Genomic DNA, 14,275 nt, shown 5'->3' on the forward strand with positions numbered 1-14,275 from the left:
CTTTCTTTTTGTTTTGTTTAGTTCTGTTGCTCAATCTTGTCACCGTCAGAAAAAGAAGACTTTTGCTGTTCTTCCATATAGGAGGTGGGGGGTACTCCGTATAATTCTTTAAAAGCGGTAGAAAAATATGCAATATTAGTAAAACCTGTAAGGCTAGCGACTTCAGTAATGTTATGATATTGGTTTGCTAATAATGATGCCGCTTGTTTCAGACGAACATTGCGTATTAAGTCGCGGGTTGACTGGTTAGTTAGCTCTTTTAGCTTACGGTGCAAATGTACGCGACTGATACCTACTTCAGTTGCTATCATTTCAACATTCAAGTCAGGATTACCGAGATTGTCATTAATAACTTTCATCACTTTATTAAGCAGCCTGTCGTCAGGTGATTGGACTTTTAGTTTCTTCAACTTCTGTTCTTGCATCTGACTACCGCTGAAACTATTACGCAATACTTCTCTGCTCTTGATGAGGTTGATAGCCGTTTTTCTCAGTATTTCAATACTGAATGGTTTCACTATATATGCATCTGCTCCCATGTTTAAACCTTCCAGATTATCTTCCTCCCTTGATTTGGCCGTCAAGAGGATAATTGGTATATGGTTGATGGTTACGTTCTGCTTTATTTTTTTGCAAAGTGTCAATCCATCCATTTCAGGCATCATGATATCACTGATAATCAGATCAGGTTCTTTTTTTAGAATCATAGCAAGTGCTTCTTTTCCATTAGTACACTCGCTCATGTGGAAATCACTTGCCAATTCGCGACAGATGTATTTTCGTATTTCTTCATCATCTTCTACTACCAGGACACGATTCTTTGTTCTGGAACGTATTTTTTCGTCTTCTTCATCAACTGGAGAAGTGGGTAGGGCAGTTGTGATATGTACGGGAGAATTATTGTCAGTCGGGTTATTATCTATTTCTTCAGCGTTCAGATGTTCCTTGCCTAAAGGCAATCGTATAATAAAGCGGGAGCCTGGTTTCCCCTCATTATTTTCTGCTTCTATTGTACCGTGATGTAATTCTATTAATGAACGACTTAGATGCAATCCGATACCAGTACCTACATTAGAGTTATTGTGGCTGTTACGGATTTGATAGAAACGCTCAAAAATTCTTCCTATCTCTGCGGGGTCAATTCCGATGCCGCTATCTTCTATTATTATTTCAAAATAATGCTGTAAAGGGCAGGGAGCATTCATATCTTTACCGGTACGGAGATAAATATTGATTTTTCCGTTTTCCGGTGTAAATTTGAATGCATTGGAAATAATGTTTAGGATAACTTTATCAAAATTCTTAGGATCTATCCATGCCTGTAAGTTTTCCATCTCTGTTTGAAAACAAAGAGTGATATGTTTGGCATTTGCCTGATATTCGAAGGTGTAGTATAAATCCCGGATGAAACCCACAATGTCAATCTCTTGAAATTTCAGTGACATTTGCCCTTTATCGATTTTCCGAATATCCATCAGCTGGTTAACCAGGCGAAGAATACGTTCAGCATTCCTATAAATAGTATGATAGTTTTTTTGCCGTTCTCCATCTTTATCAGTAGAGATAAGCTTTTGCAGTGGGCTTATGATGAGAGACATCGGGGTACGTATCTCGTGGGATATATTGATGAAGAACTGTAATTTGGCTTCATTGATTTGCTCTGCGTGAATATGCTCTAATATCTCCTGACGGGCACGGTAACGATGGCGTACTTGGATGACGATGATATAGATGATAGCTATCAGCAATATCCCATACATTAGTTTGGCCCATCCGGATGCATACCATGCCGGGTCAATGGTGATACGTATTTCTTTAATATCAGAATAAGAGTCATTATCTTTTGCTTTTATCTGGAATGTATAGTCACCCGGACTTAAGTTGCTGAATGATACTCGGTTGATTCCTTGTTGCAAACTAATCCAACTTGTATGGTTAATGCGATATATATAGGTAATTCGTTCCGGGCTGAAAAACTCCATGGCTGAAAATTCTATACTGAAAGAATTATCTTTGTGGGAAAGCTGGAAATGATCAGCATCCATTACTGCAGTAGTAACAATGTCTTTACCTCCTGATTCCATCCCTTTCTTTACCATTTTATCATGGATATAAAAGTCTGTGATCCGAATCTCAGGTTTTTTACTTGAGTTGGTTATTTCTGCTGGATTAAAATAGGTGATACCGTTTGTTCCTCCAAAAATAAGTTCGCTTTGATGGTATGCAAAGCTAGCTCCTTTGCTGAATTCATTGCCTTGCAGTCCGTCACTTGCATAGAAATTAATGAAACTTTGGTTTTTGGGGTTGAACCGACTGATTCCATAATTCGTACTGATCCAGAGATATCCATTCACATCTTCCTTGATTGCACATATATAATTGCTCGGCAAACCATCTTCTATTGTATATTCGCGAATATCAAGACTTTTGGGATTGAGGTGTTTTAATCCTTTAGATGTTCCTATCCAGATGCTTCCATCACTACCCTCGTGAAGGGCATAGATTACGTCTCCATATAATATTCTCCTGTTTCTCAAAGGAGAAATGAAATCCATGGTTTTTATGTCCAGACACCCTAAACCGTCATAAGTTCCTATGTACAGCTTGCCTTCACTTGTGTATAAGAGACTATTTATCCACGAATTGTGTAGCATATTAATTTTAGTCCAGTCGGTGTTGCTATTGGTAAGTATCGGGCATTGGACAATTTTCCTGGTATTTATATCCATGTAAAATAAGCCACCTCCCATAGTTCCTATCCACAATGTTTTATTATCATCTTCTGCAAAGCAATATATGTTTTCTGTCAGGTTAGACGGCTGTGCCGATAACTTCAGATATTCGCAACGACCAGTTTGGGGATCCAATCGAGCCATGCCGTGAAGGTAAGAGCCTATCCACAGATTGTAGTTAGAATCTTCGAAGATACTCATGATGGTTGCGGGAACAGAATGTGGGGCATCTGTAGGGACAAAGTGCGCTTTCAGTGTATTGTCTGGGGCAATTGCATAGATCCCGTCGTTGTCAGTACCTACCCAGAGAGTTCCGGTGTGATCTTTATATACTGACATGACACAGTTGGAACCAATTACATTATGTGCGGAAGATTTATAACCCATATACTTGAATTTATTTGTCGTAGCAGGTATAATCATTACTCCTTTTTGGAAAAAAGCTAACCATATATTTCCTATTTTGTCTTTCAGAATGGAATGTACTTTAGTCTTTTTCAGATTAAATGTAGTGACATTAAAATTGGCTTCCTTAATCTTTTGTTTTTGAGTATCATATATTTTCATTCCAGAACCATCGGTACCGATAAATATTTCATTCTGATCCCCAGGATATAGAATTTTAATAGGTAAATCAGGATTAGGAGTATATGTGAGAGGAGTAAATGTATCTGCTTTTTCATTATATATGAATAGTCCTCTCTTTAGACTACTTATATAAAGATTGCCCTGTTCGTCTTCGCACATACTTGAAACTGTATTTTTAGCTATGTCTTTGTCACCTGTATAGTGTTTGGATTGGTTGTTTTTATCAAAACGGAAGATACCATTATCACCTGTTGCTATCCATAAATTTCCTTTTTTATCTTCGTATGTATATATGATTAGATTGCTGGGGATAAATTGGCTTATTTGCTTGGCATTTATGCTGTCTCCCTTTGTTTCCAGTATAAACATGCTATGTCCTGAAGTACCTATTAGTATTTCTCCATTATTGCGTTCAAGTATTGTCGCTATATTGGGAGCTATTGGATCTCCACTGGAAAGATACATCGGAATGGTGGTAAAACTATCTGTTGCCCGATCATATATTTGTAGTCCGTTCAAGGATCCTATGAAGAAGCGCCCTTTTTTATCTTCGTACAATGTACGTACATAGTCATTTAGTAGAGAGTGAGGATTATCTTTCTCATTTCTATAAACAGTGAATTTTGCACCGTCATATCGATTCAAGCCATCTTCTGTTGCAATCCATATTATGCCGTCGCGATCTTGATATAGTTTATTAAGCATACTGCTTGATAGGTCCTTATCAACCGTGAACATTTTCCCTTCTTGTCCATGAAATGTGGTAGATAAGCATAAAAATAATAGGCATAAAATAAATGCAGTCTTCATAGTTATTAATTTTATGCTTGCAAATATACTTAATATCCGCTATATTTCCTTTTAAAATATGAACTTATATGTCGAATTTCTTATTCAGAGTTTGCGGGGCTTTTATGTTTTTACTAATTTTGAATTACGGTGTAAATGATAGATACCACGTCAATTGAAAAGTAACGAATGGGAAGATGAAGAAGAGAGAAACTAATGAGCAGATGGAGAGAGAACAACCGTGTTATTATCCAAGGGAAGGTGCGAGTACTATTGTTGTTTTTATACATGGCATAGTGGAAGGACCGGATCAGTTTCTGGGTTTAATGAAACGAAGTTCCGAACTGGGTTTTGCTGCTTCTTCTTTGTTATTACCGGGACATGGCGGAACAGGGGAGGAGTTTGCACGCAGTAACAGGCAGCAGTGGCTGGAATATGTCAATGCGGAAATAGCTCGTTATAAGAAAAACTATAATTCGATTATTTTGGTTGGGCATTCTATGGGAAGTCTTTTATCGTTTCTTACTTATATGGAAAGTCCGGAGCAAATAATAGGCATAGTAGCTATAGATACCCCTTTATATGTGAGGGTTAAGGGTAGAGCTCTCAGAAATAATCTGAAAGTAGGCTTCTGCAAAGAAATTCCGGAAACTGATCCTGCTCATGCTCTATTGAAGGCGAGTAGTGTAGCTCCTTGTTCCATACTCACTTATTTGAGTTGGGCACCGAGAATGATTGACTTGTTTTGTTTGATGAAGAAAACAAGAGAGGTACTACCACAGGTCTCTATTCCTACATTGGTCTTTCATGCAGATGATGATGAATTGGTAAGTGCTTCCAGTGTAAAGTGCTTCGAGAGAACAATTCCGGAGAAGTACTTACAACTTGTTCACTTAAAAGAGTCAACTCATTTTTTTTATGGAAATGCGGACTGGGATTTGCTTTATTATACTTTTAGCCACTTTTTACAATCCTGTTAGAAGTTTTGCAAAAACTTCGACAGGCTCTCTTCCCGTGACAAACCTAATTTCTTTCTAAGCCTGTATCGTGCTGATTCCATACCCCGTTCCGATAGATTGAATAGTGGTGCAACTTCTTTGGTGATTAAATCCATACGGATATATGCGGCTAATTTTAATTCGCTGGATGTAAGATCGGGATAACGTTCTTTCAGGCGGCTGAGAAAGTTATTGTGTACGATGTTGAAGTTATTTTCCAACTTTTGCCAGTTATCTTCGTCTTCGATATTGGCATGTACTTTCTCCAGAAGTCTGTTCAATTTACGCAAGGCGTCTTTGGTCTGTTCTTTACGCAGATAGGCAGAAATTTTCTGGAGTTCGTCTTGCATGAAAGTGAAAATTTCCTGCTTCTGAATTACATAGAACATGGAATTTGAGAGTTCCTGGCTCTTTAATAATAACTCTTGTTGAAGCTTGTTATTTTCCAGTTCAACTATCCTCTTTTCCTGTGCAAGAGCTTCCTCTTTTAGTTTGAATTCCCGTTTAAGGCTTTCTTCCTTCAGTTCATCCAGACGTTTTTGGTGTTGCTTGTTGAATCTCTGGTTCAATAGTTTATAGATTCCATATCCGAGTGCAACAAGGAGAAGTACGTACATGATGTAAGCATAAATACTTCTATACCAGGGTGGAAGAATTCTGAGATGAATTTCTTCTACTTCCGTCTGGTGGGTATGATGATTGTAGGCACGTATAAGGAAGGTATAATTTCCTTCTTTCAGTCCAGTATATTCTTTTATGCCTGAAGCGTTCAATGCCAGCATTTGTTCATCCAGCCCTTTTAGCTGAACGGAATAAGTGATTTTATCATAAGAATTAGTATTCGGATTCATTTCAAACCGATATGAAGCATCCGGCCGATATTTTCTTAGGATAGTCTGATGTTGTTTGTCAGTTGGAAAGCCATTGTAGAAATAAGAATCTATTTCTTCATTGCTGGAAGAGATTATTACTTTTTTAATCAGGAACTTGTAACTGTTGGAGAGGGATGACAATGAATCTGTAGTGATACGATAAAGACTGAAACCATCCAGAGTGCTGATAATACAAGTAGCCGAGTCCACTCTGTTGATACTTTCGAAGGTACCCATCAGATTGTTTTGTAAACGGGTGGTACTGACAGAATCTGTTATATAATCATGCGGAGTAATATAATTGATTTTCAGTTTACCGGACTGCATATACCATACACAACTGTTTTCTTCATTGCTGACTACACGAAGATAATCTCTGTTACCTATACGCTGATTCCATTCTTCGGATAATTCGAATTCCTGCCTGATGGAGTTATAACGATAGATACCGGAATCTGTTGTGAAGTAAACACGGCCTTTGTCTTTAAACAGATTGGTCTGGTAAGAGTTATTCTGATTCGGATAATGCTGGCAGGATACTACTTTACTATATTCCGAATTCAACTTGATGGCACTCAGACCTGTTCCATGAAATATCCACCAAATATCATCAGATTCATCATATTCTACATAGCGTACCGAGAGATTAAAACCTTTTATTTTCCGTGTGGATATCCAGCGAGGTGCAGACTCCGTGTCTTTGTTTTCTAATAAAACCAATCCGGTGTAGCTTCCTGCCAGCACTTTGGATTTATTTTCTCCGACCGGTGTAAAGTTCCAAAAGCCATTTTCACCTATCAGGGGGATGGCCGTTCCTTCCTCAATCATAAAGGCTCCATTATTGTGACCGCAGAACAGAGTTTTTCCAATGGCGGTCAGATTCCAGACTTGTCCATCGGCATTTTTTACGGGACGGAGAGCCAGGTGGCGGATGTCTTTGATAGGCCAGGGGCTATAATATAATCCCTGATTCGTTCCGAAATAGATGTATCCATTATGAATAATTGACGCGTAGCCTACTCCGTAATTCTGGTTTCCGGTATAGAGGTTTGATAATGGGCTGTTGGTTTCCAGATAACTGATGCCATTGTCAAGTCCCAACCATATATTATCTCCTTCGGTCACGTTCAGACTCAGTACGGAATTGTTTTGCAGGCCCGACCGAATATCATATTGCTCAATCTCTCCTGTAGGAATATCTGCAATAATCAGTCCGCTCTTAATCGTCCCGATATAAATCTTGTCATCCTTTATTTCTGCGCAATACAGCTGACTGGATTTGAGTAACGGATCATTTTGAGTGATGAGCGGAACAGTTGTTGAATTGTCATAGATATAAATGCCATGATATTCAGTTATCAGTAATAGCTTTTGATCCTGATAGGGGAGTATTTCGCTGATATGGTAGTTACTGATCTTTTCCGTACTTGCCAACGGTATAAATAACTGTCCGGTTTGCAGAAATACCCCCGCGTTTTCCTTGAACACATATAAATTTCCGTTTATATTGGCGGAGCAGAGCATACGTTCCTTACTTTGGATAACAGTAATTTCATCGTTCGTAAGTTTGAATATATGGTTGTAGGATACAAAATAGATGCTATGATCTATGCAATAGATATCCCATACATCACTGAAATTGCGATACTTGTCTTCCAGACTGTCGGATAAGGAATGATAGTGCATAGCTCCCTTTTCGTCTGGCGAGAAATAACCGAAATTATTGAATGCTCCTACATAGATACGTTCCTTGCCGTCATGGTAAGCCGTCCGGATAATCATGCCATTGCTGAACAGATGCCATGAGTAACCATCGAACTGTAGTAACCCTGAGTTGTTGGCTGCATAAATCCAGCCGTTGTTGTCACGGGTGATTGTCCAATTCTGCGTGCCCCCACCATATTCCATACGACTGATGTTATTGATATAAGGTAACCAGTTCTTTATGGAGTATATATGAACGGAGAAGATGAGTAATAACAATGTCAGTGTGTATTTCATTTCAGCCTCTTTTGCTCCAAAAATATAAATTTATTCAATATGAGCTATCGGTTCATGGATATATCTTTCCGTTTTCATTTTCTCTTTCCACTTCACCGTGATGTCCGGATTGATCTGTAATCGTGCATCTATCTTGCTGAAAATCACCGTATCTCCTTGCCACATTGCTTCTGAAGGCCAATCTGCATTGATGTATGAAAATGCTTTCACGACATCCGGATTACTCTCCACCGTATTGAACAGTTCCTTGTACCAGGTACTCCAGGCACGATTGGCCTGTTCCGGATTGGAAAGGCGTAACTCGGAAGCTACAACTCCTTTTTCCTGAAACATAGGAGTAGATTCCGCAATAAAGAGCGGCTTGCCATGTTTGCGAGCCAGGTCTATCATAGCCTGGCAACGCCCCTGGGCAAACTGGCTGTATGCAAACCAATCTACATATTCATCACCGGGGTAATATTGATAAAGTTCGTCCATACTGCTGTTGCCTCCGGTGGATTGCCAAACATAAGCTACATTGGATATGTTCAGTGAATCGAATAGGGTATGGATACGGCGGAAAGCTGTAATGTAAGCTTCCGGTTGATAGTGATTCCAGGCATGCCCGTCGAATTCATAGCCGATGCGCAGAAATACTCTTCGGGGGGCAATGTTTTGTATCCATTCTCCCAAGCGAATGATATAGCTGTCATGTTCCCCGCTGGCTACTTTTTCTTCATGGTTTACTAATTCAAGACCGATGGCTACGTCACAGTCTTTAAGCAGGGGAGATGCAAGTTGTGCGTCCGCAAAGCAATTGCCTGCCCCCCAATTGGCATTCGATGTAAGCCCGTCAAGTCCCTGGTAAGTATATCCGTAAGATACATCTCCCGGACGGATGTTGGTATAGATGGTTATACCTGCCGGAGTTCCGAAGAAGTTAACATATCCTTCTTTCCCTTCTATACCGCCTATTGCTTCCATATCCTGACCGATGAAAACCAGGCACTTGCCGTCTTCCGGCTCGAACTTGGCATAGTTTACGGAAGACTTCTTGTTTGTACAAGCTATAGCACAAAGAACTATAGCGAGATAAAATAGCTTTTTCATATAGCAAATTAATAGAGTTTACAATAAAGGTTTGTATTCAAAGCTGTCAAAATAGGCCCATTTGCCCCGTCCTGATACATCCTGGCAGCACATACCGATGAAAGCTCCGGTAAAGGCGGCTTTGTATTCAAACTTGTTGCAAACGTAATCATCAGATATAATGGAAGCATCCAATGTACCCCCTATTTCCTGCCATGTATCCCCGTCGATGGAATAACTGAAGTTCAACTTTTCTCTCTGAACGGTTGCCCGCAGCCATACTTCTCCCTTTTCCAGCCGGATATATTCCGGTAACGGCTCACTCCAGCGATTATCATCATTGACGAATATATTCAGCACATAGCTGTTGAGAGATTCTTCCCACGACATGAAGAGATAGTAAAAGTGCCTTGTATTGTAGTAATAAGCCAGTCCTGCCATTTGCTGGAAAGTATCCGGTTGAAATTCCAGTCGGGTGGTAGCTGTAAAGTTGAAGTCTTGTTGTCGCCTGGCTATCATGCTTTGGTGATGGGTGGAACAAAGTGATTCCCTACCTTTAATACTCAGGAATCCACTCCGTTTCCTGAGTGATACCCAGGTTTCATCCATCGGTACACGGAGTGACTGGAAGTCGATAGGCATAGTCTCGTCTTCAAAATCACATCGTTCCGGTAAAGCCTCCCAACGGCAGACTGGCAAGTCGGGAGCTTCAATTTGTACCTGCGGTTCATTACCTCCGCTTTTCAGATACAGCCAGCCATCTTCGTGCCACACTACTTCTTGCAGGCATGTTTCGCGCCCCAGGGTACATCTGCCACGGGTCGTTAATGGTCGCCCTGCAAGGTGGGTCAAGTACCATCTGCCATCGGGAGTAGATACTACCGAGCCGTGACCTGCCTTTTGGAGATACAAATCCGGATTGTGAGCAGAAGTCAGTACCGGATTCGTAGGATGTACTTCGTAGGGACCGGTAATCTGCCGGGATCGTGCCAGAGTTACGGCATGATTATATTCCGTTCCACCTTCGGCTGTTATCAGATAATACCAACCGTTGCGTTTGAAGAGTACGGGACCTTCCGTAACTCCCAATCCAGTGCCGGGGAAGATGTAATAAACCTCTCCGATAAGCCGGCGCTCCCGGTAAGAATATTCCTGCAAGACAATTCCACCGAAGAATTTTCCTTTCCGGTGATCTACAAGCAGATTGGGAACCCAGGCGCGTCCGTCCTCGTCATGGAACAACGAAGGATCAAACCCGCTACTGTTCAGATAGATGGGATCAGACCATTCACCGTCTATCTCGGTTGCCGTCACAAGATAGTTGTGCGTATCTTTCCATCTGCCGTCGAAGCGCTTGACATCTGTGTAGACCAGATAAAACGTTCCGTCCTTGTAGGTCAGATTGGGTGCCCAGACTCCGCAGGAGTCGGGATTTCCTTTCATATTGAGTTGAGACACGCGGGTGAGTGGCCGGGTTAGTAAATGCCAGTGAACCAAGTCACGGGAGTGGTGTATCTGTACACCCGGAAACCAGTCAAAAGTGGAGGTGGCTATGTAGAAATCATCTCCTACGCGGCAGATAGACGGATCCGGATTAAATCCGGTCAGAATAGGGTTTGTAATCATATTCATGGTGCTAAGTTGTTTTTATGAGTTCTTTTTCCAGTTCTTCCATGTTGCGTCCCTTTGTTTCGGGGTAGAGCAGACTGACGGAGATCAGGCAGAATACCATGATGATAGCATAAATCATAAAGGTATTGCCTGCACCCAGATGTTCTATCTCGACCGGGAACAAAGTGGTGACGGCGAAACTGATAATTCCATTGAAGACACCTGCAAGCGATATACCCAATCCTTTTACATGATACGGGAATATCTCAGACAGCAATATCCATGTAATCGGACCTAGTGAAATAGAGAAGCCGACTATCATGCAGAGCAGTCCGATCAGGATAATGACGGGGGACCCCGACATATAAAACGTGGCAGATACAGTCAGCAGTGAGGCTATCATGATACACGAACCGATAATCAGCAGAGGTTTTCGTCCGAGCCGGTCAATCAATGTCATGGATGCAAGGGTCATAACCACCATACATATCCCGATAAGGTTGGATTGAAGGAAAGAGCTGTCGGGGGTGAAACCCGCCATGTCGAACACCTTGGGTGCATAGAATAATACCGCATTGATTCCGCATGCCATCTGGAAGAAGGCGACACTGAAAGCAATAAACAGTATCAGCCGCATCGGGCGTTTAAACAATCTGCGTCCCTGTTCCTGATAGGAGAGGGCAGTCTTTTCCTTGTCTTTCCGTTGGCTCCGGTTTTCGGTCCATACCGGACTTTCCGGTACGAATGTTAATCCGATTAGGTAGATAATCGGGAACAAAGTACCCAATCCGAGCATCCAGCGCCATTTCAGTTCCGGACTGTCGAACCAGCCATTCACCAACGTATTGGAAGCGTAAGCCACCAGATAACCTACTCCGATGTTCAGTTGGTTGAACGATACGAGAAAACCCCGCTTATCGGAAGGTGCAAGTTCCGCAATGTACATGGGGACTACCAGCAGTGAGATTCCTATACCCAGTCCACCGATGAAGCGGCTTATCAGAAAAAACAGATACGTCTGACTGAGTGCACTGCCCAATGTGCAGAAGCAAAAGAGCAGTGCTGCCAGAATGAGTGATTTCTTTCGTCCGATTCTTTCGCTGACATTTCCGGCAAAGAAGTTACCGATGAAGGTTGCCAGCATGGTGATGCTTACAGCCAGCCCTTCCTGAAAGGAGCCGGATTGCAGACCGAAAAAGTCGCCGAAGTACATGCTTGCTCCCGATACATTGGCCGATATGCCCAGCAGCAGACCACCTATCGAGACGATGAAGCAGGTGATGTACAGATATGCATTGTTTCTTTTATCCATTGATTGATTTATTCAGGGTAAATAATTACAGCGTGTTTATTGGGGCAGTTTACTCCAATCCAATTCCGCGGCATGTATATAGCCATTGCCCGAAACTTTCTCTTTCCAGTGGTTGCTTACATATTCACTTTGCTGAATACGTGAGTCACATTGCTGGAAGGTTACATTTACTATCCACATCGGTTGTGAGAGCCATTCCACATTGATGTAAGAGAAAGCTTTAACTACATCGCTGTTTTTTTCGATAACACTGAAGAATTTGGTGAACCACTCATCCCATATCTTCCGGGCTATCTCAGGCTTTTTGATATCCGCATCGAAGTAAGTCTGTCCCTTCTGGAAGACGGGAGTCGATTCGGCTATGAATACCGGTTTGCCTTTCATCCGGGCAAATTCGATCATTACCTGATCCGGCTGCCCGAAATAAGAGTAGGCACACCAGTCCACATATTCATCTCCCGGATACCATTTCTGCATATCGGACAGAGGAGTACCATCTCCTTTGGATTGCCATACATAAGCTACGTTGCGGATGCCTGCCGCATCAAAATGATCTTTGATGTGCTTGTAGGCGGGGATATACGTTTCGGGTACATAATGATTCCAGTCTGTACCGTCGAATTCATAGCCGATACGCAGAAAGACGGGACGGGGAGCAAGCTTCTTGAACCATTCACTTATTATATCCAGCTTCCGGTCGTATTTGCCGGATGCTATTTCCGTTTCATTTCCCACAATGGCAAGCCCTACGGCGATCATTGAGTTGTTGAAACGTTCCGATTGAGGGTATAAGTTGGCACAACAATCACCTGAACCCCAATTGTCGATATCATAAAGACCGGATACTTTATCGGTGTTGCTACCGCCCAGTCCCAAGTAAACGGTTATTCCTGCCGGAGTCTGGAAATGATCGCAATAACCTTCATTGTACTGTTCCAGTCCGCCTACTGCTCCTAAATCCTGGCCGATGAAGACAAAGCATTTGCCGTCTTCAGGTTCGTATTTGGAGAGTTCCCGCCCGTTAGGTTCCGGGGCGGGGGTATCGTGCTCTTTATTCTCACATCCGATGCAGGAGGTGAAAAGGAGGGGAAGTATGATATACTTTAATATTGATTTCATGATTGATATGAGTTTATAGTTTCATTATATTCATTACTATACCGATATGCGTTATATAGGAGTGAACTGAAGAACGTAACTTCTTGTGTGATAGTGCACTTAGTGTTCCACTAAGATTAGTCGTAGTGGGAAATGGCTTCAGTCGTAGTGGGAAGTATGTTCAGTCCTAATGGGAATATAGCTCATTACCGCACCACGTTGAATTCATCCCATTATTGCCTCAAATTCGGATTCTTCTCTGTTTCACTGTGAGGAATGGGTAGATAGTAATTGTTTTCATTGAATACCCGTTCCTCAATGGTTACTATTTTATAGTTATTATTGTTTCCGTCAAACTCAACCGTCATTCCCTTGATGGGTGCCCGTAGAGTCGCTGCTTCTTTCCAGCGACGCAAGTCGAAGAAACGGTGTTCTTCCAGACACAACTCTACGCGGCGCTCATTGTGAATACGGATACGCATTTCGTCTTTGGATAAACCTTCCGGTAATCCCGGCTGGCCTGCACGGTCGCGAACCTCGTTGATGGCATCGTACACACTCTTATCCGGTGCAGCCAATGCCTCATTCTGCGCTTCGGCATAGTTCAGTAACACTTCTGCATAGCGGAAATAAGGCCAGTTGTTATCCTGTGCAAAGGCTCCGGAGTATAAGTCGGCAGATGCTCCATCATATTCCTGCATCATTTTGCGAAGTCCATACCCGCAGCGTGCACGGTAATCGTTAGGCAGGCAGTTGCCACTCCAATCCGGGTTTTGCAGATGGCGATGCATAAGCAACTGACTTCCTTCCCAGTAACTTCCATGATAAAGCAAAGTCTGATAGAAACGTTTGTCACGGTTGGCGTATGGGTCCTGTGGATTGTAAATAGATGTAGGATCGGTTATCAATTTACCGTCTGTGGTTTCATAAGCATCAGCTAAGTTCTGGGTGGGATATAAACCGTTCCAGGAACCGCGGTCGGCATCGGCAGGGTCAAGACTCCATTGCATGTGGATGTTATGCGTAATTTCCGGGAATTGGAAGCGGCGCTCAAAGATAATCTCCGTGTTGGCATTCGATTTGTCGAAGAATAAAGAACCGTAGGCATATTCACCGTTGCGGTAAAGATGATACACTCCCAGAGTCATGACAGCTTGTGCGGCTTTGGCAGCATCTTCCCAACGCTCTTTAGAGTTGGAGGCATTG

At 42.1% G+C, this 14,275-nt stretch carries 8 protein-coding genes; 1 reads left to right on the top strand and 7 read right to left on the bottom strand.

The features are described 5' to 3' along the window. Positions 1-17: 17 nt before the first annotated feature. The gene (locus BACCELL_RS15250) at positions 18-4,130 is read right to left on the bottom strand and encodes a hybrid sensor histidine kinase/response regulator transcription factor (RefSeq protein ID WP_007212773.1); all 4,113 of its coding nucleotides are present in this window, start codon (positions 4,128-4,130) and stop codon (positions 18-20) included. Positions 4,131-4,306: 176 nt separating this feature from the next. On the opposite strand from BACCELL_RS15250, the gene BACCELL_RS15255 reads away from it, so the two are divergent. Beyond that, positions 4,307-5,089 (top strand): alpha/beta hydrolase, encoded by a 783-nt coding sequence (locus BACCELL_RS15255; RefSeq protein WP_007212774.1) that lies wholly within the window; start codon positions 4,307-4,309, stop codon positions 5,087-5,089. Here BACCELL_RS15255 and BACCELL_RS15260 read toward each other — a convergent pair. The 6 genes from BACCELL_RS15260 to BACCELL_RS15285 form a co-directional block, all read right to left on the bottom strand. Continuing rightward, positions 5,086-7,980 carry a ligand-binding sensor domain-containing protein gene (locus tag BACCELL_RS15260; protein ID WP_044153911.1) on the bottom strand — a complete coding sequence of 965 codons (2,895 nt, stop codon included), beginning with the start codon at positions 7,978-7,980 and terminating at the stop codon, positions 5,086-5,088. The genes BACCELL_RS15255 and BACCELL_RS15260 overlap by 4 nt on opposite strands. A gap of 30 nt (positions 7,981-8,010) precedes the next feature. Continuing rightward, entirely contained in the window at positions 8,011-9,069 is a 1,059-nt protein-coding gene (locus BACCELL_RS15265) for a glycoside hydrolase family 26 protein (RefSeq protein ID WP_007212776.1), read from the bottom strand. Positions 9,070-9,087: 18 nt separating this feature from the next. Further along, on the bottom strand, positions 9,088-10,680 hold the full coding sequence (locus BACCELL_RS15270) for a glycoside hydrolase family 43 protein (RefSeq protein ID WP_007212777.1): 1,593 nt from the start codon (positions 10,678-10,680) through the stop codon (positions 9,088-9,090). 4 nt (positions 10,681-10,684) lie between these two features. Further along, entirely contained in the window at positions 10,685-11,971 is a 1,287-nt protein-coding gene (locus tag BACCELL_RS15275) for an MFS transporter (RefSeq protein ID WP_007212778.1), read from the bottom strand. 36 nt (positions 11,972-12,007) lie between these two features. Then, on the bottom strand, positions 12,008-13,090 hold the full coding sequence (locus BACCELL_RS15280; protein WP_007212779.1) for a glycoside hydrolase family 26 protein: 1,083 nt from the start codon (positions 13,088-13,090) through the stop codon (positions 12,008-12,010). A 212-nt stretch (positions 13,091-13,302) separates the two neighbouring features. Beyond that, a partial coding sequence (locus BACCELL_RS15285; protein ID WP_007212780.1) for a RagB/SusD family nutrient uptake outer membrane protein occupies positions 13,303-14,275 on the bottom strand: 973 nt, incomplete at its 5' end.

The organism is Bacteroides cellulosilyticus DSM 14838 (assembly GCF_000158035.1).
Classification (GTDB): Bacteria; Bacteroidota; Bacteroidia; order Bacteroidales; family Bacteroidaceae; genus Bacteroides; species Bacteroides cellulosilyticus.